Source organism: Neobacillus bataviensis LMG 21833 (assembly GCF_000307875.1).
Taxonomy (GTDB): domain Bacteria; phylum Bacillota; class Bacilli; order Bacillales; family Cytobacillaceae; genus Neobacillus; species Neobacillus bataviensis.
In genome coordinates this window covers 1-24673 of sequence record NZ_AJLS01000011.1, presented here as the reverse complement: position 1 = coordinate 24673, position 24673 = coordinate 1, and the positions used below count along the sequence as shown (strand labels likewise).

At 36.7% G+C, this 24673-nt stretch carries 24 protein-coding genes; 3 read left to right on the top strand and 21 right to left on the bottom strand.

What is annotated here, in order from left to right:
• Window positions 1–440 precede the first annotated feature (440 nt).
• The 9 genes from BABA_RS02245 to BABA_RS02205 all read right to left on the bottom strand — a co-directional run bounded on the left by BABA_RS02245 (window position 441) and on the right by BABA_RS02205 (window position 6780).
• The gene (locus tag BABA_RS02245; RefSeq protein ID WP_157273078.1) at window positions 441–770 is read right to left on the bottom strand and encodes a hypothetical protein; all 330 of its coding nucleotides are present in this window, start codon (window positions 768–770) and stop codon (window positions 441–443) included.
• A gap of 79 nt (window positions 771–849) precedes the next feature.
• Complete coding sequence (locus BABA_RS02240; RefSeq protein ID WP_007083495.1) at window positions 850–1050, bottom strand: hypothetical protein; 201 nt, start codon at window positions 1048–1050, stop codon at window positions 850–852.
• A 169-nt stretch (window positions 1051–1219) separates the two neighbouring features.
• Entirely contained in the window at window positions 1220–1639 is a 420-nt protein-coding gene (gene arsC / locus BABA_RS02235; protein ID WP_007083494.1) for an arsenate reductase (thioredoxin), read from the bottom strand.
• A 32-nt stretch (window positions 1640–1671) separates the two neighbouring features.
• Window positions 1672–2967: an arsenic transporter gene (locus tag BABA_RS02230; protein ID WP_007083493.1), complete on the bottom strand. Its 1296-nt coding sequence runs from the start codon at window positions 2965–2967 to the stop codon at window positions 1672–1674.
• 15 nt (window positions 2968–2982) lie between these two features.
• Window positions 2983–3327: an ArsR/SmtB family transcription factor gene (locus BABA_RS02225; protein WP_007083492.1), complete on the bottom strand. Its 345-nt coding sequence runs from the start codon at window positions 3325–3327 to the stop codon at window positions 2983–2985.
• Between the two features lie 168 nt (window positions 3328–3495).
• Window positions 3496–3990, bottom strand: a complete 495-nt coding sequence (locus BABA_RS02220; protein ID WP_007083491.1) for an arsinothricin resistance N-acetyltransferase ArsN1 family A — start codon at window positions 3988–3990, stop codon at window positions 3496–3498.
• Between the two features lie 196 nt (window positions 3991–4186).
• Window positions 4187–4786, bottom strand: coding sequence for an NADPH-dependent FMN reductase (locus tag BABA_RS02215; RefSeq protein ID WP_007083490.1), 600 nt, complete (start codon window positions 4784–4786; stop codon window positions 4187–4189).
• Between the two features lie 23 nt (window positions 4787–4809).
• Entirely contained in the window at window positions 4810–5883 is a 1074-nt protein-coding gene (locus tag BABA_RS02210; protein WP_007083489.1) for an LLM class flavin-dependent oxidoreductase, read from the bottom strand.
• Window positions 5884–5931: 48 nt separating this feature from the next.
• Window positions 5932–6780 carry a VOC family protein gene (locus tag BABA_RS02205; RefSeq protein WP_007083488.1) on the bottom strand — a complete coding sequence of 283 codons (849 nt, stop codon included), beginning with the start codon at window positions 6778–6780 and terminating at the stop codon, window positions 5932–5934.
• Window positions 6781–6984: 204 nt separating this feature from the next.
• Between BABA_RS02205 and BABA_RS02200 the strand changes: the two genes are divergently transcribed.
• Window positions 6985–7299 carry a winged helix-turn-helix transcriptional regulator gene (locus BABA_RS02200; RefSeq protein ID WP_007083487.1) on the top strand — a complete coding sequence of 105 codons (315 nt, stop codon included), beginning with the start codon at window positions 6985–6987 and terminating at the stop codon, window positions 7297–7299.
• Between the two features lie 591 nt (window positions 7300–7890).
• Window positions 7891–8445 (top strand): DUF4352 domain-containing protein, encoded by a 555-nt coding sequence (locus tag BABA_RS02195; RefSeq protein WP_235749538.1) that lies wholly within the window; start codon window positions 7891–7893, stop codon window positions 8443–8445.
• A gap of 475 nt (window positions 8446–8920) precedes the next feature.
• Here BABA_RS02195 and katG read toward each other — a convergent pair whose 3' ends face one another.
• Together katG and BABA_RS02185 are read right to left on the bottom strand one after the other, a co-directional pair.
• The gene (gene katG, locus BABA_RS02190; protein WP_040344919.1) at window positions 8921–11131 is read right to left on the bottom strand and encodes a catalase/peroxidase HPI; all 2211 of its coding nucleotides are present in this window, start codon (window positions 11129–11131) and stop codon (window positions 8921–8923) included.
• A 393-nt stretch (window positions 11132–11524) separates the two neighbouring features.
• Window positions 11525–12523 (bottom strand): ABC transporter substrate-binding protein, encoded by a 999-nt coding sequence (locus BABA_RS02185; RefSeq protein ID WP_007083484.1) that lies wholly within the window; start codon window positions 12521–12523, stop codon window positions 11525–11527.
• Between the two features lie 281 nt (window positions 12524–12804).
• On the opposite strand from BABA_RS02185, the gene BABA_RS02180 reads away from it, so the two are divergent.
• A complete protein-coding gene (locus tag BABA_RS02180; RefSeq protein ID WP_007083483.1) occupies window positions 12805–13788 on the top strand; it encodes an L-lactate dehydrogenase in 984 nt (327 codons plus the stop codon).
• A 453-nt stretch (window positions 13789–14241) separates the two neighbouring features.
• Here BABA_RS02180 and BABA_RS02175 read toward each other — a convergent pair whose 3' ends face one another.
• The 10 genes from BABA_RS02175 to BABA_RS02130 all read right to left on the bottom strand — a co-directional run bounded on the left by BABA_RS02175 (window position 14242) and on the right by BABA_RS02130 (window position 22606).
• Complete coding sequence (locus BABA_RS02175; RefSeq protein WP_040344921.1) at window positions 14242–15177, bottom strand: DnaD domain protein; 936 nt, start codon at window positions 15175–15177, stop codon at window positions 14242–14244.
• Between the two features lie 349 nt (window positions 15178–15526).
• On the bottom strand, window positions 15527–16540 hold the full coding sequence (locus tag BABA_RS02170; RefSeq protein WP_007083481.1) for a pirin family protein: 1014 nt from the start codon (window positions 16538–16540) through the stop codon (window positions 15527–15529).
• A 107-nt stretch (window positions 16541–16647) separates the two neighbouring features.
• Window positions 16648–17559, bottom strand: coding sequence for an AEC family transporter (locus BABA_RS02165; protein WP_007083480.1), 912 nt, complete (start codon window positions 17557–17559; stop codon window positions 16648–16650).
• Between the two features lie 501 nt (window positions 17560–18060).
• On the bottom strand, window positions 18061–18348 hold the full coding sequence (locus tag BABA_RS02160; RefSeq protein ID WP_007083479.1) for a hypothetical protein: 288 nt from the start codon (window positions 18346–18348) through the stop codon (window positions 18061–18063).
• Between the two features lie 326 nt (window positions 18349–18674).
• Window positions 18675–20066 (bottom strand): protein NO VEIN domain-containing protein, encoded by a 1392-nt coding sequence (locus BABA_RS02155; RefSeq protein ID WP_007083478.1) that lies wholly within the window; start codon window positions 20064–20066, stop codon window positions 18675–18677.
• Window positions 20067–20472: 406 nt separating this feature from the next.
• Complete coding sequence (locus tag BABA_RS02150; protein ID WP_007083477.1) at window positions 20473–21138, bottom strand: hypothetical protein; 666 nt, start codon at window positions 21136–21138, stop codon at window positions 20473–20475.
• Between the two features lie 4 nt (window positions 21139–21142).
• Entirely contained in the window at window positions 21143–21397 is a 255-nt protein-coding gene (locus tag BABA_RS02145; RefSeq protein WP_007083476.1) for a hypothetical protein, read from the bottom strand.
• Window positions 21390–21911, bottom strand: a complete 522-nt coding sequence (locus BABA_RS02140; RefSeq protein WP_007083475.1) for a hypothetical protein — start codon at window positions 21909–21911, stop codon at window positions 21390–21392. The genes BABA_RS02145 and BABA_RS02140 overlap by 8 nt, the downstream gene beginning before the upstream one ends.
• A gap of 17 nt (window positions 21912–21928) precedes the next feature.
• Window positions 21929–22354 (bottom strand): hypothetical protein, encoded by a 426-nt coding sequence (locus BABA_RS02135; RefSeq protein ID WP_007083474.1) that lies wholly within the window; start codon window positions 22352–22354, stop codon window positions 21929–21931.
• A 27-nt stretch (window positions 22355–22381) separates the two neighbouring features.
• On the bottom strand, window positions 22382–22606 hold the full coding sequence (locus tag BABA_RS02130) for a helix-turn-helix domain-containing protein (protein WP_007083473.1): 225 nt from the start codon (window positions 22604–22606) through the stop codon (window positions 22382–22384).
• Window positions 22607–24673 lie beyond the last annotated feature (2067 nt).

Genomic DNA, 24673 nt, shown 5'->3' with positions numbered 1-24673 from the left:
AAAGCAAAATCATCCATTTTTGAATTTTTCGAGCCAATAGGCGGAATCCCTCCGTCTATTTATCAGCTCGGATGCTTAACCTGATCCCCCAACCGATAAGTGCGGACCTTCCTGACCTAGAGGCGGGAGTCAGCAGCTTTTAAAAATCAATAAAATTGGTACTTAAAACGGCGCTGTAAATGACAGAAATTTTGACCTTCTTTTTTAATTGTACAATACTTATTGTCCATCATAATAATGATGTCAATTGCTATGTCAAAGTTAATAGAACTTCGTAGAAACCTTGATAAACAAAGAAAAAGACGTATGCCAATTCATACGTCAATTCTTGTGTTCTTAAATAAGAAAGCACCCGAAAACGGAACCCTTTACCGTAATAGTGAGTTCTTTTTTTGTTTTAATCCTTTAATGTAGTAGGTAGACAAATGTTGAATTTACGATCAGCATAACAAGTAAAAAAATACACCATTCCAGCGAAGTCCTACTGAAATACCTGACTTTTCCAATAAACCGCTGACTAGTAGGTTTATTGGATTGACCGGGCTAATCACAGCTGACATGGACCAGGACATAATTAACAATAATGCCAGCACCTCTGGCCGTGTACCAATCATACCTGCATCCATTTGTGTCACGAGTGCGGTGACAACGACAATTTGATGGACACCAATGAAGGTAAATACCAGTACTATACCGACAATCATGATAATGAAAAGAAGAAAAGAGATGACCTTGTAAGAAACTTTTTTGTATGCTGAATATCTTGGCATATTATAGGCTACTTTTGTAGCAGCAACCAAAAAGTAGCCAATTGTATAATATGGCTACACTCTTATCTATTTTTTTATTTCATTTAGTTGTTTTTGTATCGACTCGATCAACATCCAGCTTCAACATGATAAAGGTCACTATTCCTGATAGGAGTGCCCCTCCAATTGATATCAGTATGCGTACTGGAAGTTGTACGTCTGCATGATACTTTCCTAGCATCCATATCGCTATAACCGCTACAAGAACCATAACGGGTACGACGATTTTTATATGTTTCATAATGCACTCTCTCCTTTACTCGTTCAATTCTTCGGTTAAAAGGATATTAATAATTTTTCCATACAATCCAATCATCATAACATTTTTATCTTGTATTAAATGCATTTATTTTCAACTTCTTTTTAGGGACAAATTTATCAAAAAATTAGAAAGCCAGCCTGTTTATTACTTACTCGCCCGTTTGGGCAAAACGCTTAATGCGGTCTCCGATTTCATCCCGGACACGTTGGAAAAATGCCCATTTTTCTTCGTCTGTACCTTGCGCTTTGGCTGGATCATCAAATCCCCAGTGAACTCGTTTTACTTTTGGTGGAGTAACAGGGCATTTGTCAGCAGCGTCACCACATAAAGTTACCACTAAATCGGCATTGTTTAAAATTTCAGGGTCAATAATATCTGATGTTTGGTTAGAAATATCAATTCCAGTTTCATTCATCGCTTTTACGGCATTGGGATTAAGTCCATGTGCTTCAATTCCTGCACTTTTCACTTCCCACTCATCACCTAAATGTTTTTTAGCCCAACCTTCTGCCATTTGGCTTCGACAAGAGTTACCCGTGCAAAGAAAATAGATCGATTTTTTTGACATAATAGTTTTTCTCCTTTTTCTGTTGATGTTTGTTAGACTATTAACAACCATAGATATAACCCTAATAAAGTAATAAACAATACTGGAATAGTTAAGACAATACCTGTTTTAAAATAGGTTCCCCACGAGATGGTAACTCCTTTTGTTTTCAACACATGCAGCCATAATAATGTGGCAAGTGAACCAATTGGGGTTATTTTTGGACCTAAATCTGAGCCAATAACATTCGCATAAATGAGTCCTTCTTTGATCACGCCTACTGTATGTGTATCTGCAATGGCAAGTGCATCAATCATCACAGTCGGCATATTATTCATAATGGAAGAAAGTATCGCTGCAATGAAGCCCATGGAGAAAGTTCCGATAAATAATCCATGATTGGCACATGCTTGAATCACATCCGCAAGTACACCAGTTAATCCAGCATTTCGTAAGCCATAAACCACCACATACATTCCTATCGAGAAAAATACAATTGCCCAAGGTGCCCCTTTTATGACCTTTTTTGTTTCGATTGCTTGGCTTCTTCTACCCATAAATAAGAAGAAGATGGCAACGATACCTGCAATAATCGATACAGGAATGTGAAGGAATTGACTAATAAAGTAACCTGCTAATAAAATCGCTAACACAACCCATGACAAACGAAACATTTTTTCGTCACGAATCGCTTCTACTGGTTTCTTTAGTTTGGATAAATCATATTGTTTCGGAATACTCCTTCTAAAGTACAGAAATAGCACTAAAATACTGGCGACTAAAGAAAATAAATTTGGAATAATCATTCTTGATGCAAAATGAACAAACCCAATTCCAAAAAAGTCAGCAGAAACGATATTTACTAAGTTGCTCACCACAAGTGGCAAGGAAGTGGTATCGGCAATAAATCCGCTGGCAATGATAAATGGAAAAATCATTTTGTCTTCCAACTTTAAATTCCGAACCATCGCTAAAACGATCGGTGTAAGAATAAGAGCTGCCCCATCATTGGCGAAAAATGCTGCGACCAAAGCACCCAGAATGCTTACATAAACAAACATTTTGATTCCGTTCCCCTTGGCTGCTCGTGCCATGTGCAACGCAGCCCATTCAAAGAAACCAATTTCATCGAGAATTAACGAAATAATAATGATTGCAACGAAAGAAAATGTAGCGTTCCATACAATTTTGGTTACTTCTATGACATCGTGGAAGTCAACTACCCCTACTAAAAGTGCAAGAATCGCGCCCCCACAGGCTGACCAGCCAATCGATAAATTTTTGGGCTGCCAAATAACCAGAATAAGTGTAATGACAAAGATCAATGATGCAAGTATGGTTGATACCAATGTTAAAACCTCCAATTATTCACATGAAATTCTAAGTCCTTGTTCTTCCAGTTCCTTTAATCTAAAATCTTGAGCTGGAAGATGTTGTAGTAAATCTTGAACCAACGGATAATAAGGACTGTCTTTACTCAAAGAGTAAATAATCCACTGCCCTCTTCTTGTTTCCCTGACTAACCCAGCATCTTTTAACTTACGAATATGCTGGCTAATGGCAGGCTGACTTATTTTAAAAATGGCAACGAATTCACATACACACGCATCATGGGAATCAAGAATCTTGATCATCGTTAAACGGGTTTTATCGCCTAACAATTTTAGGATGTTAGCTGTGCTTTCTAATTCAACAGTTGATTCTGACATGGTTTACGCCTCCTAGCTACAAATTCCTACCATACCCAACAATTGCATTTACATATAATCATTCACTTATATAATAAATCACTTATATATAAACTTCAAGAAGATGAAAGTAAAGTTAATGTAAAGAAAAAGATTGATAACTGTGGCTATCAATCTAATACTTTTCGATTATAATAATTTTTCCATTGCCATAACATCAACATATTGACCATCTAGAATCCCCTGATTTTTAAATACACCAACTTCACGAAAACCCACTTTATTATATAAACCCTGTCCTAACTGATTAAATGGAAACGTAAATAGCACCATTTTATGAAAACCATTTTCTTTGGCAAGGGATTCAAGCTCAACCAAAAGTATCTTTCCTATTCCCTTCCCACGGAACTCCCTTGAAATATATACAGAAAGATCAGCAACCCCATCGTATGCACAGCGATTATTGTACTGGTTTAAGGAGGCCCAGCCAACAACCTGTCCTTCCTGTTCCGCTACAATTGCCTTAAAACGGCCATTATGTTTTTCAGACCAATCCTTCATGTAGGAAATATCTTTTGTTTCCGTCTCTAATGTGGCAATTCGATCCTCAATTCCTTGATTGTAAATTTCTTGTACGTACTTTATATCCTGTTCTTTTATATCTCGTATTACTACTTCCTTCATCTTTCTTCCCCCCTAGTAGAACTTTATTGTCTTATTGTTTTATTACTTTATAACATAGAAAACAGCCAATAAGTATGAAATGTTCTAGACAAGAGCTATTTTTATACTAAGCACAAAAAAACTACCTTAAAAAAGGTAGCATCTGTTTTTCATGGTTTTTCTAATGGTATAAGAACCTGTTTTTTCATTTTTAGTTTTATCTTAAAGTTTTTAAAGCACCGCTCCAAGCTATAACTTCACCAAGCATGGCATTTACATTATCAAGGTGCAAATCTTGTGGTTTGAATTCTGACCCATTGACAAAGTCTGTAAATAAACTCAATGTTGGATGTGTACGAACATCTGCTACTTTTTGTTCTGCAAGAATTCCACGTAAATGTTCAGCTGCACGAGCTCCGCCAGTTGATCCATAGCTCACGATTCCAGCTGCTTTGTTGTACCAGGCTTCACGGGCGAAATCTATTGCGTTTTTCAATGCACCAGTTATGCTGTGATTGTATTCTTGAACAATGAATACAAATCCATCTAAGCTCGCAAGTTTCCCATTCCAATTAGCAATTCCTGGTTCTGTTCCATCGGTTGTTCCTAAAAACGGAAGATTGAACTCAGCAATGTCTACAATTTCATAATTGGCATCTCCACGTTTGTCAGCAATTCCTTTTACCCATTCTCCTACTTGTGGACTAACGCGACCTTGGCGTGTGCTGCCTAAAATGATTCCAATATTTAATTTTTCAGTTGTCATAGATTCTTCCTCCTTGATTGGTTTCCCAAATAGTTTGTCTAAAAAGCCCATTATTCACACCTCGATACTTATTTTTATTTACTTGTTTCTTTTCGAACAATAGGAGCTATTTCTGTGGCTAATAGCTCAATGCCCTGGGCTACCTTCCTAAATGGTAGACCACCTATATCTATCTGCGCCATGAAACGCTGATGTCCAAAGAGTTCGTACTGCCGAAGGATTTTCTCAATGATCTGTTGTGGGCTACCCACAAACAAGGCTGTTTCCTGACTTGTTAACTGTTCAAAGTCTGCTCTAGACATTCTTCTATTAGTCATTCCCCGCTGAAGGTTTACATATGACCAATAATTTGAATAATAAGGATAAAATTCATCCTTGGCTTGTTGACTTGTCTTTGAAAAATATCCATGTCCAGTTACACCAACCTTGAGATCCTTCAAATTATGTCCGGCTTCGATGCCAGCTTTATGGTATAAATCAACTAGCGGCTTAAATCTCAAGGGATCACCGCCTAGAATAGCTAACGCCATCCCAACACCTAACCTACCAGCACGGGCTGCACTATCTGGGGTTCCTCCAACGCCAACCCATATTGGCAGCTCATTCTGTAATGGTCTAGGGGCAATTTCAGCATTCCTTAATGACGGGCGAAAATGACCATCCCATGTAATTCTCTCGTTTTCGTTAAGCTTTAAAAACAACTCGATATTTTCTGAGAACAGGGCGTCATAGTCATTTGTGTCATACCCGAAAAGAGGGAATGATTCCACGAACGCACCACGACCTGCAATTATTTCCGCCCGCCCATCCGAAAGCAAATCCAGTGTTGCAAAGTCTTCGAACAGGCGAACAGGATCAATAGTGCTTAACACAGTAGTTGCACTTGTTAATTTAATTCGATTGGTTATTTGAGCAATGGCAGCCAAAACAACCGGAACGGCTGACGTGGCATAGTCTAATCGGTGATGTTCACCAACGCCAAACACATCAAGTCCTGCTTCGTCAGCAAGTTTGGCTGCTTCAATTATTTCCTTCATTCTTTGCTGCGCAGAAATGGTTTTGCCAGTATAAGGATCCGAACCCCTATCTCCAAGTGTATAAAGACCGATTTCTATTCCTGTATTTTTAAATTCCTCTTCTTTTTGCATTGCAGTATGATCCTCCAGCTTAGATGTAAGGTTAAACATAGTATAGAATTAGATTTGCAAGAATATACGATTACCAGAAGGATCTGAGGTAACGTAAGAACCGTTTTCTTCCGTGACAGGTGCACCAATATTCTTCAATTGAGCAATCATTTTATTTCTCTTTTCCTCATTAGAAATCCTCAATGTAAATGATTCAAGTCCAACACTATTAGGAGAAGGTGTAGGTGCACCTACGCCATTCCAAGTATTTAAACCAATATGGTGATGGTATTTACCATCCGAAATAAAAAGTGCCTGAGTGCCATATCTGTTTACTACATCGAATCCGAGTCCTTTGATATAAAATTCTTCTGTCTTTTTTAATTCGGAAACATGTAAATGGATATGTCCCATAACAGTGCCAGCAGGAAGGCCTTCCCATGATTGCTGTTTTCCTCCTGATAGTAGGTCTGCAAAATTCAATGGATCAACTGCCATATCCACTTCACCGTTTTTCCAATTCCATTCGGAAGGTTCACGGTCTATATAGATTTCAATTCCATTTCCATCCGGGTCTGATAAATAAAGAGCTTCGCTTACAAGATGATCCGAAGAACCAATCCGCAAACCAATTTCCATAAAATGTTGCACTATTTTCGCTAAATCCGAGCGTTTTGGCATAAGAAGTGCGAAGTGATATAAACCGGTAGTTCTTCCTTGCTTAGGAATAACATTACTTGGTTGTTCAATTGATAATAATACTGTCTTTCCATCCGCAGTCAGGTTGGCGGATCTTTCAGTTTGTTCCAATACTTTAAACCCGATTACTTCTTGATAAAAGGCAATAGAACGTTCCAAATTTTGTACTTTTAGGTTTACTTGGCCTACGAATGTAATAGGTTCACGATGAAAATTCATTTTAGTTATCCCCTTCCAATTAATTAAAACTTCTTAGATTGAAACAGTACGTTGTCTAAATCGTATTGAAAACGTAATTGTTAGTTAGTTACTTTATGTAAGTAAGTATATTATTGCAATTAAATATCGTCAAGTAAGTTTTTTATAAAAAGTAATTTAATTTTTTTTAGATATGATTATAATATAAGTAAGGAGTTGATTTAATTGGAAATGTCGATTTGTCCTAGATTTGAAAAAGCCATGGGATTATTGAGCCAACGGTGGACTGGAATGATTATTTACCAACTTCTACATGGTCCTCAGCGTTTTTGTAGCATTGAATCCTCAATGGGTGTTAGTGGCAGAGTGCTTTCGGAGAGGTTAAAGGAATTGGAGAACGGAGGAATTGTTAAGCGAGAAGTTTTTCCAGAAACTCCAGTTCGAATAGAATATTCATTGACAGACAAAGGTTTAGCACTAGAACCTCTTATGAGAGAAATAGAAAAATGGTCACAAAACTGGTTGGAAGTGAACAAGTAGCTAGTTTTGCTGTTAAAATTAGGGTCAGTCCCCCGGCGCATTAATGCTTTAGTTTGCTGGGGACTGACCCCAAAATTCACATAATTTATTTAGATTTTCTTGTATTCTTAAAACAAAGACCCCCACCTTACATCTACAGTGTCCAAGTTATTACCTATAATTTTCAAAATACACACGATATAGTTCTTTAGACCCATTTTATATATTAAACAATAATATCCTTTTAACAGCAAACCTTTAAACAAGAAATTAAATTCCCAGAAAATTGTATAATATAGACCTCCCCCCCACTATAATAGAATAAAGGTTTTTATACGAATACACGTAACCATAAGCAGGAAATAGTAATAAAGGAATTTGAGAAATATCAAAAAATAATTATAGCTATATACTTACTCTTGTATCGAAATATTCTAACTATCATCTTTCAAATTTTGAAATTTATAGTATAATAGAAATGGTACTAAATAACTACTTATACATAATTAGGGGGAACTAGAAAAGATGGCAAAGTTAAAAAACTGTAAAACTTGCGGTAAAGAGGTTGCAAAATCCGCAAGGAAATGTCCTCATTGCGGGCAAAAGCTTAAAATGGGCTTTTTTACGAAGGCACTTATTGGTATTGCAGCTCTAATTGTTATTAGTATTATTGCAAGCCAAGGCGGTGGAGATGACAGTACACCAGCAAACACAACAGCAAAAACCGGAGATAATAAACAAGAAGCAAAGAAAGAAGATAAACCTTTATCTAACGAAGGTGTTTCTTCTGATGTAACAATTAAAGTGGGAGCAGTTGAAAATAAACAAGAAGTAGGCAATGAATATACTAAAAAGCAAGCACAAGGCGTTTTTAAGGTTTTAGAAGTATCTATTACAAACAACCAAAAGGATGCAATCACGGTTGATGCAAATAGCTTCAAATTAGTTGACGATCACGGAAGAGAATTCACTTATTCATCAGATGCTCAAATTGCATACGATATTGGTGAAAATGAAGGTAATACAGACTTCTTCTTAAAATCTTTAAATCCTGGATTAACATTGACAGGAAAAGTTGTATTTGATGTTCCAGCAGATGCAAAAGGATTTTTATTAAAAGCTCGTGGCGGTATGACAGGTAAAGAAATTAATTTAAAAGTTGAATAATATTTACTGGAAAGATGACCTTTATTGTGTCATCTTTTTTTATGCCCATAAATAAAAATCGGAAATATGGAGTCTGAGCCCCAGTACGTTAATGCTTTATCTCACCAGGGCTCTCGCACTCTTAAGTGATCAGTGTTACAGTGATTATTCTACTATAACCCAGAAGAGAAACCCAAAGACAAACACTATTTTTGTGAGGCAATTTTCATTCAACGCTTTATTATAAAAGTGCCTGGCTCCACCCGTATCTTGTCGATGAGAACTCAACAATTTGCAGGTTGTGACCAGGCACATCAATTTTTTTGTGAAGTCTCAGATTTTGTAAGTTTAAATGCTTACTATCTGAGCTTTGTTCAACTTAATGTCAAAATAAAAGTGCCTGGCTCCACCCGTATCTTGTCGATGAGAACTCAACAATTTGCGGGTTATGACCAGGCACATCATTATTTTTTGTGAAGTCTCAGGTTTTGTAAGTTTAAATGCTTACTATTTTCGCTTTGTTCAACTTAAGGTCAAAGCGATCTGCATTCATTACCTTGACCCAAGCAGCAATAAAGTCATGTACAAACTTTTCTTTGTTATCTTCTTGAGCATAAACTTCTGATAGCGCACGTAGAACGGAGTTTGATCCGAACACGAGGTCGACTCTAGTTGCTGTACGTACTACTTTACCTGTTTTGCGATCACGGCCTACATAAATGTTTCCTTCCACAGGTTTCCACTCTACTCCCATGTCAAGCAAGTTAACAAAGAAATCGTTAGTGAGTGTGCCTAAACGCTCCGTGAATACACCGTGTTCTGTGCCACCATGGTTTGCACCTAGAACACGCATACCGCCAACAAGGACAGTCATTTCAGGTGCAGTAAGATTTAAGAGTTGTGCCTTGTCTACTAAGAGCTCCTCAGGACTTACACTATACTGTCCCTTCTGATAGTTACGGAAACCATCAGCGATAGGCTCTAGCACAGCAAAGCTTTCAGAATCAGTTTGTTCTACTGTTGCATCGCCGCGTCCTGGAACAAAAGGAACTGTTACATCAAAGCCTGCATCACATGCTGCCTTTTCTACCGCAGCACTACCACCTAGAACAATCAAATCAGCAAGGCTAACTCGCTTATTTAATTTACTTTGAATGTCTTCCAGTACACGAAGCACTTTTGCAAGCTGCAGCGGCTGATTCACTTCCCAATCCTTCTGTGGAGCAAGACGAATGCGGCCACCATTAGAGCCGCCACGCATATCTGAGACACGGTAGGTACTCGCGGATGCCCAAGCAGTTGTAACTAATTCACTGACTGTAAGTCCTGACTCTATGATTTTTGCTTTAAGCTCTACTACTTCCGCATCTGTTAATTCATAATCAACAGTTGGTACAGTATCTTGCCAAATAAGGTCTTCTTCAGGAACCTCTGGGCCTAGGTATCTTGCTTTTGGCCCCATGTCACGATGTGTTAGTTTAAACCATGCACGAGCAAATACATCAGCAAACTCTTCCGGATTCTGATGGAAACGACGAGATATCTTTTCGTATTCCGGATCATAACGTAATGCCATATCCGCGGTAGTCATCATAGTCGGAACACGAACGGATGGATCTTCTGCATCCGGTGCAAGATCCTTCTCATCAGGATTTACCGCAAGCCACTGATAGGCACCTGCAGGACTCTTTGTAAGCCACCATTGATATCCAAACAATAGATCAAAGTAACCATTATCCCACTGTGTTGGATTAGCAGTCCAAGCACCTTCAATACCGCTGCCGATGGTGTCATGGCCTTTACCGCTGCCATGTGCGCTATACCAACCTAAACCTTGTGCTTCCATAGGAGCAGCCTCTGGCTCTGGCCCAACATGACGTGCATCTCCTGCACCGTGCGACTTACCAAAAGTATGGCCGCCAGCAATTAGTGCTACTGTTTCTTCATCGTTCATGGCCATACGTGCAAAGGTTTCGCGAATGTCGCGAGCACTTGCAACCGGATCTGGTTTACCGTTTGGACCTTCCGGGTTAACATAGATTAGACCCATTTGAACGGCAGCAAGCGGATTCTCAAGATCACGATCGCCGGTATAACGGTTATCACCTAGCATTTCAGTTTCTGAACCCCAGTAGATGTCTTCTTCCGGATGCCAAATGTCTTCGCGGCCGCCTGCAAAACCAAATGTCTTGCCGCCCATTGATTCAATCGCGACATTACCTGTTAGAATAAATAAGTCAGCCCAAGAGATCTTGTTGCCATACTTCTGCTTAATAGGCCATAGCAGCCTGCGAGCTTTATCAAGGTTTACGTTGTCAGCCCAGCTGTTAAGTGGAGCAAAACGCTGGTTGCCAGTTCCACCACCACCACGGCCGTCACCCGTACGATATGTACCAGCGGAGTGCCAAGCCATACGGATAAAGAATGGACCATAATGTCCATAGTCAGCAGGCCACCAATCTTGACTGTTTGTCATTAGATCCTGAATATCCTGCTTAAGAGCATAGTAGTCTAGTTTTTTAAATTCTTCTGCATAATCAAAGTCTTCTCCCATAGGGTTAGATTTTCTGTCATGCTGATGGAGAATGTTCAAGTTCAACTGGTTTGGCCACCAGTCTCGATTTGACGTACCGCTAGCTTTGTTACTAGTAGCACCTCCGTGATGAAACGGGCACCCGTCTGAATTAGCATTGTTTTTAACGTCCATACTTTTTCCCCTCTCTTTGTAAATTAAGAAACTAATAATTATTCTTCTGGTGGTAGGAAAACAAACTGGATGATAATAACTATTCTATTTATATTCTACTAAGCTATTACTAAAAAATGAAAAAATAACCGGCATAATCACAAATTTGTAACATTTAGGAAAGCTTTTTATGCCTTCATTCTTAATAAAAAGACTGCAGGTGAGGAAACACCATACAGTTCTAAGACACATAACCATATTTATTTTATACCCACCGAATAAACTCAAACTCTCCATGTGGATGGTTTTGTAATTTAAATCTTCTATTCTCATATTCTAATTTCGATACACTACGTGATTGGGAGAATGACAGGTATTGACAAGCACTAACTTAAAAGCAATTTTGGGCCAATTTTACTCTCCCACGATCTTGGCGCCCTTTAGTAAATCCTCTTTCAAAGTAATTCCTTCTTGCTGAGCTGCTTTTTTGTTGATAAACAGTTGAAGGTTTTCCGGAAAGCCAACAGGAATATCACTTGGTTTTTTCCCTTTTAGGATTTCCACCGCCATCTTACCGGTTGAATAGCCAAGATCGTGATAGTCTAATCCATAGGAGGCAAAGGTTCCGCGTTTTACAGAATCTCCTTCACCTACAAAGGTTGGAATTTTCCGACTATTAACAACCCCTATAACCGACTCTAATGCAGAAACGACGGTGTTATCCTTAGGAATATATAAGGCATCCACCCGACCCGCCATCGACTCTGCAGCCTGTTTTACCTCAGAACTTGTAGTAATAGAAGTTTCAACTGGTTCAAGGCCTTCTGCCTTTAAAGCAATCTTAGCATTTTTCACATTAACAACGGCGTTGGGTTCCCCGCTGTTATAGATAATTCCCACCTTCTTGGCACCCGGAACAAAGGTTTTAATGGCTGCGATCGTTTTCTTTATTGCTTCAGGATGTGTATCAGATGTTCCTGTTACATTCCCGCCTGGCTTGTCCAAACTTTTTACAAGTTGAGCCCCAACTGGATCCGTAATGGCAGTAAATAATACTGGAATATCTTTTGTCGATTTGACCACGGCCTGAGCACTGGAAGTAGCAATGGCCAAAATAAGGTCATTCTTTTCTCCAACCAGTTTTTGGGCGATAGACGTATTCGTGTTCACGTCTCCCTGTGCATTTTGATAATCAATCTTCAAATTCTTGCCTTCTACGTAGCCAGCATCTTTCAGTGCTACGATAAACCCTTCACGCGCTGCATCAAGAGACGGATGCTCGACAAGCTGTGAAATCCCAATTTTAACTACTTTTTCTTTTTCCTCTTCGCCAGACGTTTGCTTACTCCCACCACTGCATGCTGTAAGGAGCATAATCAATCCACATAATAATAATGTTAAACTCTTTTTCATATTTCCCCCTTATTCTTACAAACATTTAAAAAAGTTTTAATATTCGGATTTTACCACAGAAAATCATTCTCTGGCAATAGTATCTTTCAAACATTTGCCAACTACCGAACGATTAGGCAATGTTGTCATTGGTATTTTAATAAAATCTCTGAATTTAGCGGATTAATAAAAATTCGTCTTGGTGTTACATTTTTGGAATTTTTGATGATAGTAGAAACAGTTGTTCAAAACACCAAAATTCTTTATTGTGTTAAAATATAAACATACGAGGAGGTAAGAGTATGAAAAGAAATAAGTTAGTGATTGTTGGAGTGGGCCATGTTGGTTCATATGTTCTGGCAGATGCCATGAAATTAGACCTTTTTGCTGAAATATCTGTCATTGATATCGATAAGAATGTTGCTTTTGGCGAAGCTCTCGACCAAGCACACGCAACCGCTCTCACCTATATGTCAAATACAACAGTCCGTGCCGGAGATTATTCCGAATGTGCGGATGCCGATGTGATTATCTGTGCTGCTGGTCCAAGCATGCTTAAAAGCGAGGAAGATGCTATGCCTGATCGAGCAAAGTTAGCTTCTGTCAATTCAGAAATAATCCGTGAAGTCATGACTGGAATTACAAAATATACGAAAGATGCAATCGTTATTTTGATAACCAACCCTTTAGATACTATGTTGTACATAGCAGAAAATGAATTTGGCTATCCAAAAGGACGTGTATTTGGAACCGGAACCATGCTTGACTCTGCGCGTCTTCGCAAAATCATTGCCATTAATTATGATATCGATCCAAAAAGTGTCACAGGTTATATGATGGGCGAGCACGGGCACACAGCTTTCCCAGTATTAAGTCGTCTAAATGTGCAAGGATTTGGTGAAAAAGAATTAGATCAAGTTTTTCAAGGAAAAGAACCAATGAGCCGGGAAGGTATTAAACAAAAAGTTGTGCACGCGGCCTTTGATGTTTTAAATGGAAAAGGCTGGACTAATGCCGGTGTTGCCCAGGCTGCCGTTACCCTGGCAAAAGCGATTCTGTTAGATGAACGCAGTGTTTATCCTGTGTCCACAACGTTACATGGACAATATGGGTATGATGGAGATGTTGCCTTAAGCATGCCTTGCATCATCGGGAGAAATGGCGTAGAAAAACAATTAGAAATTGCTCTCGATGAACAGGAACTTGAATGGTTGCATCAATCAGCACAATATATTCAAGAAGCAATGAAAGTGGCAGGGACAGGTAAAGCAAAAATTCATAATTAAATAGGCAACAACTAGTTGACGAACAGTATATTTCACTGTTCGTTTTTCCATTTTTTTTTATTAAATAATTCAGTTGTTTGGCAACAGTGATAAAATACCGTAATTGTTGTATTTCCAAGAGCTATCCTCCAAAACCTAAATTTATTTGTTTCACCATTTTTTTCATTTCTGCCGCAAATTATTATACTTTATATGAGACTAGAACTTATTCCCTTCTTAGAGCTTAATCGTAATATTAGAAAGCTCTGAGTAAAAATCAATACTGTGCATACCGCCTGTTCGGCCAATCCCGCTATTCTTTATGCCGTATACCTTCTAGCTGTTCTGGTTGAATCACCGTTTCCTTCAGCAAGTAATCCGCCTTCATCAAGCTCCCTAAGAACGCTTTTTCCACCATACTAATCGATCTTCACCCGCCGTTAGGTCGAGTTCAACCCCTCTTGGAATCGCTCTTCAAGCAGGTAACGAATCAGTTGATTGCCGATTTTTCCATACAGGCTTTTGTTCCACAGCATGCGCATCAATTTCTTCAACGGTTAGTAAGGATTCATTTTCCCAGTTTTTCAGAATCCCCACGATATAGCTCAGCGTTCGCTTGTTATTGGCACACGCAATATTCATGGCTTTTAAAATCATTTCTTTCGGTTGAAAAAAGCTAGAATCATCTAACCAAGCTAACAGCTGCTGTTTCCCATTTAGGTTCGAAAAACCAAATCCATTCGCATCCCAAAACTCAATAATTTCTTTCACATCATCCGTATTTGGAATTCTCACTATACCTGGATTATTCTCGATATATGGTTTTAAAGCACTTTTTTGTTGTTGTTTTTCTTTTTCATTTTCTTTTTCTTTTTGCCCACGTATCGTAGTACGATGCACAAACGTATCGTCAAATTCTTTAGATTCCGTTGGATATGGTTCATTTTCATCTTGTTCTATGTATTCTGTGCCAGGAATGATCTCTTCTTGTGTACAAAAAGATTCATATAAGGAACGAATCTCTTGTTTAGGTATGGATTCCAAAACATATTTTATAAGCGAGTGATCCTCGACCTCTTTTAATTCGGAAAAAATACAATCCATGACCGGCTTCCCGCCCTTTTGGAGGTTTTCTTTCCCCCAGTTTTTAATCGCGAGTTCCCTTGTTTCAGGATTGTAACGAATCAACTTGTGGTGCTCTATGAATCGTTCCATTAACGAATGAACAGTCTCAATCGAATAGCCCAAATCAAAAGCCATTTGTTTTTTCGTAATTTTATAGATTCCAATTTGAGTTGAATGTGGATTCGTCAGCAGATAAAGGTAAAAGTATTTATCTTCCGGCGTCATCTCTTCAGAAACAACCGGATTCTTCCAAAAATCAGTGCGCACCATTCGGTATTTTGCCATCGTCAACCACTGCCCTTCATTTAATAAAATTCCTTCCTACTTTATATATAAATAAATGTAGAAAATGGTCATATGTTTTTCAAAAAAATATGATTATTTTATGACACTCTTTATCACCTTGCCCTTTGCGAGGGCTTTATGTAAAAGCCCGTGTCTTAGTTCCTCTACGATATCGAGATTGGCAGGGTAAAGCGAATCACCATTTTTCACTTTTGAGGGCATTTTAAGGGCGAAACATCAAAAAAACACCTTCAAAAGTGATTTTTGAAGGCGCTTTTTATAATTTAGGTAGTATTTCATTCTTTTTTGTTTCCAAAATATTGACCCAGATCCATGCAATGAATAGTGATCACCTTTTTTCAACTCTACCATCCGCATGACGTGCGAATCTTCCTGACTCACGCTTATTTACAGGATCTGGACGGTCCCACGGCCAGCCTCCAAATTGTGTATTTTGATAATCTCTGAAGGCATCGTGAATTTCCTGCTCAGTATTCATGACAAACGGTCCATAGGATACGACAGGTTCTTGTATCGGCTCACCTTCTAGGAGCAGCATATAACTCTCAGATGATCCATTTGTAATCGTGATTTCCTGATCACCAGTAAGCTTTACACGATGGTTCGTTTCAATGGCTGTTTCGTCTATATTTAGTTTATCTCCCTGATAATAGTATATGTTTCTCGTCATTGTCGCTGAAACTGACGGCAGGGTGAAGACTGCTTCCGGCTCCATATGAATAAGGTTGATCCCCACATGATGACTTTTATCGTTTGCCCAAGAAGCAGAGTTTGGTTCTAAACTAGACTTGCCCATCACACATCCGGCAATCATTCTTACGGTCGTTTTCTGTCCATTAGCAGCTGCCGATTCAACTTCCGGTATATCCTCAGCCCATAACATTTTATATTCAGGATCAGCGAATTTATCTTTTGCAGGTAGATTCAGCCAAATCTGAAAGAATTCAAGTGGATTGCCTTTGTCCTGATGGACGAGAGGAAACATTTCAGTATGCTGGCAGCCCTTTCCTGCTGTCATCCATTGAACATCCCCATCCCCAAATCGTCCTGCGGATCCATATGAATCAAAATGATCAATTAAACCTTCAAGGACAACTGTTACCGTTTCAAAACCTCTGTGTGGATGTACAGGAAATCCCGGAACCGTTTTGCCATGATACATTCTAAAACCATCACGCAACGTAAAATCCTCGCCAAGATTTCTGCCTTCTAATGAAACGTTAGGACCCTGCTCGTCATTTCCTGCAGGATACGCATCTTTATGATGTACTGTCATAAGAAATGGATCTTCTGTCTCCCAAGGAAATCCTAATTTTTGTATTTTCATGATTTTGCTATTCACTTCTATTTCTCTCCTTTAAAAGCCACCCTGTTGTGGATATCACTTTACACCTCAATTGATGAAAACGCAATAATTATATCTCGAATTAAAGATATCTATTCAACGCTTTATAAAATAAAGTTTGCAAAAATATATAAAATGACAATACTAATTAAAATTGTGATATTTGATATCGTGGCAATTAAACGTGTGCTGCTGGTGCTATATTTAAATTCAACTGCAAAGGTTAAAGCAGATGCTGCAACAGGCAGTAACATGCCAATCAAGATTGTAAATCGAAACATCTGGTTGTAAGGAAGGAAAAGGTATAAAGCAAATCCAAATAATAGGCCTAAACCATATCGGAAAGTTAAAAATTTCACCATAGGTTTAATAAATTGTTTTTCAAATTTAAAATTTAAATAAATCCCTAATAATAATAATGATAACGGCATATTTGCCCCAGAGATTGTCTTTGCAACATGAATAATCGTATCAGGTAATTGGATATGGCTAAAATTTAAAATACTAGCAATAAGATATGTCATTAACGGAATAGACTTCCCAAGTTTTTTTAGAATTTCTATTGGTTTAAGACTAAGACCTTCTTCTGAAAAATAACTTCCTAAAATAAAGGCAATTCCAAAGACGACAAATGATGTTCCGACATCAAACATACTAAAATAGGTTAATCCATCCATCCCCCATATCGCATAAACTAATGGAAAGGCAAATAAGCCAACATTAAATCCGGAAGAAAGCATCAGAAAAGAACCTTTCAGTTCTCTTTCCACATTTTTAAAAACTAAGAAACCTAGAAATGCTGTTATGATTCCATAAACGAGTACAATAACTGGTAACAAAATTAAAGAAGTTTCTATTTTAACAGAATCGAATGTTACAAGAACTAAGGCAGGAAGGGTAATTTTAAAAATAATTTTCGAAATGACTTCTCCATCTTTTTCTTGTAAAATATGTAATCGTTTTAATAGGTAGCCTAAGGTAATGATGATAATAATATAAAGAAATTCCTGATTCATTAAAAAAATACGCTCCTCTATGATGTACATTAATTTGAATTATCCTTCATTCTTCTACTTCATTACGTTACACCATTAATATAATAACATATGGTTTTTTCATTTATAGGAAATCATTCTACTATTTGTTAAAAAAATAGATTGATTGCTTTTATTATTAGACACACGATTATAAGACATGACCAAAATAAAAAGGATTGCGTGTTCAGTCATAAAGACTAAACTCACAATCCCTGTTATACCGCAGAAAAAAGCGGGTATTAGTTAAAATTGATACCGATGGTCGGGGTCGAACCGACACTCCTCACGGAACACGATTTTGAGTTTGATTCTTCAGTGTTCCATACAGTTATTTATATGTGAGATACCGAGATATTCACGTTTATTCAACAGTAAATAGAGTTGCTTCTAAAATGCTTCATACTATTAGTGTACAAATACCATTATAGTAATTTTCAGCCCATATTGCAACCATAATTTACCCTGAAAAATACTGTTGATTTATTGCACTGCCATCCCCTTTTGCATCAGCATCAGCTTATTGAATTCACGTTCTACTTCCTTCAGCTTCAGTTCAATTGCAAGTGATTGTTTTTCCATCCTGATAGTATCATCCAGCACTTCTTGAAGTTCGGCAGCATGTTCTTTCCTTCCATGTTCCAGTGCTAAATTAATGGATGCTGAAAGGTACTGTTTCATTATTACCCTTCTATCAGTAAGGTTATCTGCTAGTTTTTGTAGTTCACCGTATTTATCAGATAGTTCCATTCTTTGAGATAAATAATCCAATATATTCCCCACCCTTTTAAGATTGTTGTTTACAAGCCTTTAACAATCTTACTGGATAATCAGACTAGTGATCCTAAAAATTATTATCACATGTTGCTGAAGTGCATTTTATTGCATTATCATTTTAGCTGAACAACCCCAAGCGTTCGCTTCATTCCAGCTTCAATATCAGTATAAAAAAAAGCCAGTGCTTTATGCACCAGCCATTTAAAAAGGGGATTAGGGGAAAAGTGGAACTTGTGATTACATTACCACATTCACCACCTTATCACCGTTTATATTGATTTCAGACAAAAATGATGTAGGAATTAATCAGCATCACTGTTTTAATGGACTTTTGTTACTTTCCAGCTTCTTAATTCTTCTAATACATATTCTTTGTTCATGGATATATCTCCAATAATATTTAGTTCAGGGTTGTCTGATAGTATCCTTTTAACAAAGTAAACAACATAAATTAAACCTTCATCTTTCATCTTTTTAGCAGTCTGTAATTCATTATTTGAAAGAAAAAATTTATCTTCTGAACCTGAAGTTGTTTTCACTTCTATATGTAATGGTTTCCCATCACGTGTATATGAAAGGATATCGTATCCGTTTTTAGGATTACCGGCAATGGAATCATCAACCATGTTTATGTATTTAGTTCCCATTAGATTTTTACATTCACGTTCATATACATATTTTTCACCAAGTTCTCCAATTTCAATTTGTAATTCATGAAGTTTTAAGAAGTCAATTGGTTTCGATTGTATCTTTCGTTTTAAATCAGCATAAGCGTAAAGAAATGACAATTCATTATTATCACTGTCATTAAGGTTTGTGTTTTCAATATCAACAACTTCAACTTCAAAATTCAGTTTTTTTTTTAACGATTCAGCACAATCCAAACATACAATACGATTGTTTACAGAACGCCAATTGTGTGAAAGATTGGTATATTTTTTTCCGCAGTTACCACATGTGACCATATAATCTTTTCGTGTAAGCTTCACCATAACAGGTAAAAGCTTTCTTTCTAACTTTGCATATTGACCCAGATTTTCAAACAAATCATTTAGAGTTGCAAAACCGTTTCTTTCATCCCGTTCTTTTAACATTTCAAACATATAATGGAATTTTTCAGGGAGTTTAATTGAACCTTCTTTTGCTATTAATATCCCATCTGAAAAATTATCACTTGTAATATTTAACTTTAATTCGTCAACATCTATACCAAGTTCAAAAATACAATACCAGCAGAATTGAATCTTTAAGGTTTCTAGTTTTGTAGATTCTGTTTCAATCACCTTTTGAATTTTAGTCAATTCTTCAATAGTTAATGTTTTTCTAGGTTTTTCTTTTGTCACTTTTTCTTTACGTTCTTTCAACTGAATGAACTGCTTATTTTCATGTTCTTTAATCCATATTGTTTCAAAACCGAATGGCATCTTCATATGGTCAAATGCATAAAGGAATTTAAAAAAACTGTGTCTATAAATTTTTTGTGTGGATAAGTTTTTTCCGCCATTTGGGAAAATCTTTAAATAATCTTCAAAGTTTACCTTTGATACATCATCTTTCACCAATTCATGATATAGAAGCCTATAAACGCTACTTCTCATATTTGCCTTAGAACTATCACCATAATATGTTAAGAAATTTTCAATAACCTGTTTACTATTTTCTGATAGTAAAGCTTCAATATCTTCAGCATTAAGTTTATCTTTAATCGCCACGTAAACACCCCTTTATAAATTTTCTTTAAGACCATTTTACCATAAATTTCATATTCAGATTATATAAAATGGTATAAATTACCCTTATTGTTTACCTATGGCAATTGATTTCAGAATAGGTGAAGTTGCATTTGAAACCGAATAAAGGCATAAAAAAAGAACCTCCTTCACCGTTCCAAGCTGGAATAATAAAGGGGATTTGTTTTATTTAATTAAATAAAGATTGTGCCAGCACTGGAAGGTAAGACCTTTACAGGTGCTGAAATAGTCCAACACCATAACATTTTTTGATTATTAATATTCAACAGAACCCACTTTATTTAAATAAGATTCAGCATCTTCTTCAGCCATTTTTATCGACACAAAACAACCAGCGACCAAACAAACAAAAATCAGGATCATTATTTTAAATAACCCCTTTTTCACGTGCTTCCTGTACAATCTTATTTAACTGGTGTGGTAACTTTCCATAACGCAAAGCTGAATCCACTTCATTAATTTGGACAGTTGTAACTTCATAACCAGCACCAACAACACTGTATTGATGAAGTGCTTCAAAACTATCGCTTTGATAACTGTTTTTCTTGATTCCTAGTGCAATCATTAATCTGTCAATTTTTCTTGATGGGGAAACGAGTTTATTGTAATCTTCACGTGCTTGAACCATGGATTGAATATAATTAAATTTTGCTTCCATCAGGTTTAAACCTATCTTATTTATTTCAGCGTTTTGTTCTGCTGAATATTGCTTTCTTGCTTCATCCAATTCATTTACAACTGCTAGTGCATCCGCATTTTTATATTCCTGAATAAGTTGCATTTCTTTCTTCAGTTCCTGAATAGCACCACCCAATTCTTCAACAAAGGCTTTTTCACGCTTATAAGCATCATCATCAACCAAGCCCTTGATAACGTCTTTATGCATCATCTGAACCATTTCACGCTTTTCACTGTAATCAGCTTCAAGTAAAAGCAATTTTTGTTGCTTTGTTTCAAGTGCCTTTTCATATCCAGCTTCATCTTCTTCATAACGGTTAAATAATTTGTTAATGATATTAAGCTTCTTGGACATAATTTTATTCCCCTTTTCCATTCATTTTTTCAGTGAGTTCCATTATGGCTTTTGAAAGTAAGGTAATCGTTTCTTGCATTTCTTCAGCACTCATTTTTTTCACTGGTTCAGGGTTGGCTTTAGTTTCCTTTTCCAGTTCTTCTTTTTCTCGCTGGTTCTGAATTTCAGCTTGTTTTTCCCTTAATTTCAGTTCACGTTCTTCAGCTTGTAAACGTACACCTTCACGAATATCCAGTAATGGATTATAGTTGTTATTCATTTTCATCTTCCCCCATATCTTCATTAATTTCTTCTTTTGCTGGTGCTGAAGTTTTCAGCCGTGCAAGAAGAACTGCTTTCTTTTCTTCAACTGATTTTGCTGATTGATTTGCAGTTGAACCAGCAGAAACATTTAAACCAAGCCTTTCAGCTTCCATTCTGTTAGATGCATCAATAACAGATTTAAACATTGTGTAAAACTGGTTCATTTCGTCTTTTGACATTGTTTCTTTTTCTACAAATTGCATCACCTTCAAGCGGAATTTATCGACTGCTGAAAGTACATCAGAAGGGATCAAAATTTCATTCAATGCTTCCACATAATCATTAAATTCCTGTTTTTCCTTGTAAACATAGAAGGTTTTAGTGCTGATTGAATTTCTTGAACAAAAATCTGCAACTGTAAAACCATCTTGTAAACGTGATACAACTAAATCTTGTGCAATAGATACTGCCTTTGTATCTAAACCATATGGTACAGGTACATCAGCAAGTGTTTTTTCTTCTTTTGCCATCTTTCAAAATCCCCTTTCTATTTAGCTGATAATAGTTTCCGTTTAGGTTCTTTGTTTGCGTTTCTTGTGTTTCCATCTTTCCAGCCATCAATTTTCTTTTGAACCGGCTTGAATCGTAAATCTGTATCCAGTAACCTGTTTAAAATTGATAGGATTTGTTTTTCATGCTTCTTTCTTGCTGAAAGTAAAGCTGAAACATCTTGTAAATCTGCTAGTAATTCATTCTTTGCTTTACGTACCATTGAAATAAATGTTTTGAAGTGGGTTGTATAATCAGGATGAAAATAATTAACATGGAAGAAACAAATATCATTTCTTACTTCTTCAAACATTTCAGCAAACTGAACCTTCATCATAGGAACTTGATGCTGATAATCACCTGATTCAATTGCTTGTTTAATAGATTCAATTTTTCCTTTCAATTCTTCTTGCTTGTGTAACATGGTTTCATTCAATCCCTTTCTTTCTGGTTAAATTCTGTTATGGAACAATGTTTCTATCAGTGCGATCTTTCTTACATTGATTCCTTCAGCTTCATAAACTTCTTGTATTCTCCTTGAAACCTTTGCTGAAAATGGTGCAGTTCCACGTTCCAGCTTACAAATGTATGTTGGTTCAATTCCAACTTTTTCAGCGAGTTCCTTTTGTGTGTAACCTAATACAATCCTGATTTGCTTCAGCATGTACTTGTTCATATCTTTAAACCACCTTTTGAAGTTGTATTTTTTGGTATGTTACTAGATGCATTTCTGCAACAAGATTGAATCGGTAAGTAAAATAAAAAGATGCTGATGAACTTAATCACCAACACCATCACAAGGGATTTTATCAAGTGTTAACTAGTGGTTGTTTAAGTGCTAAAATCAAAAACAACCTTGTACAACTTTTCCTATTAATAGGTGTGACAAATCCCCCTGAAATACGACAATGTTTATAAACTTTTTCATGAAACTTGTATAAATTGTGAACCGCTACATACCTTAAACAACATTCGGCAGCACAACAGAAAACACACTTTCATTTTTTGTCAAAATCTTTTTGATCTCTGACATATCCACACTTTCAGCAATTTTTTCAGAACTATCTTTAGCAATATTTCTTGTGTTATTGGTTATTGTTTCAGTGGTTATTATTAAGTGCAAATTTCTTTATCAGCACCTTTTTCGATTTCTTGCTTCCACACCGTATAAAAAATTTGATTTAGTACCAGCGACAACATAAAGAAATTGAAACAAGTAAAATCTTTAATACTGCAAAATTTTCTAAAATTTATCTGAAGCAAATGGGATAATTGCAGTTGGGGAAAAGCTGGATAAGGGGTAAGTGCAATTTCAGGTACATATCAGGGAAGGTTATGCTGGTATCAGTGAAGGTTCAGGTGAATTACCAGCATCAGAAAAAACATTCTGTATTTATAAATACCTAACTTTCAAACACCAGCTACCCCTTCCCCCCGTATGGTGGGTAAACTCTCTATTGACTTTGCATCTAAACTACTCTTTATTGACAGATTCCTGTTTGTATGCTTCTTGATTCACTCGTTTTATTTGATTGTTTCCTGAATGATATCAGCATCATGTTCAGGTTCTTATTTCATTATGGAACACGAATATATTTATACAATCATCAGCATCAAACCAGCATTACACCGTTATATAATTACGTGTTCCCTTGCTTAAAGATATGATTTATTTATTCGTGTTCCTTAAGCTGATACAGATACCACCCACACCACCAGCAAAAGCATCAGGTACTGCATCCGGTGCTTCAGATTGCACTGTATTGGATGCCTTGCCACCACAACAAACAACACCCACCTACACCACAATAAGTATGGTACACCCTAATTAAATGTAGTGGGTACACCCTTAAATTAATCAGGTGGTATACCCTTTAAAATGAAGCTGGTACAGGGTTCTTTTGTCTGTATTGCATCAGGTTCTTGTTACTGGTTTAGATGCTTTATTTCTTCCACCAAGCAAGAAGTATGCCATTCATTCAGGTGAATAAATAATCTAACATAATTGCGTAAAATATAATTTTTCCGCAGTTTTATCGAACCATAAACATGATTAAATAAGCATTTCACAATGTACTGACTTGTTACCATTTATGCAATTTCTATACAAACACCATTAAATCAATGTTTGGCAGCTTGTGAATCCGTTATATAGTTTGTGAATCTTGGTAAAAATGAATAAACTGATAAATTACCTTTTACACTATTTAAGTATTTTCACCCTTCAAGCATCTTCACCAGTTTTTGAATCAATAGTTAAACCAAACCCTTTAATCGTTAAGGGTGAACCAGCGTTTATAGTGGATAGCCAAATGAGAATTTACCAAGCTAAGTACATATCACATACTGTATCAATTGAAGATGGTGTGAAGGTTTACAGGGTGCTATTTCAAGTTAAATTGCATGAACAACAACTTCCTATTAAAAGATAACAATGAAGCTGGAACTGGTTTTAAAATAGACTGGTTCACGCTTCTTTTTTATTTGGTTGTGGAAATGCTAATAGATTGAATATTACTGTATAGAAAAATAATCTGACCGATTTTCCTTTCCACGCACCAGCTTCAATTCATGGGTAAATTACACCGTTCTAAACACATGCATTTTCAGTAAATATCCCACTATTGTTCACGTTTTAGACACATATACAAAGTACAAAAAACGCACATTATATTGAACACTGAAACATAAGAAAAAGACCATCAGTAATAATGGTCTCTCTTATTGATGACAGATAGGTAAG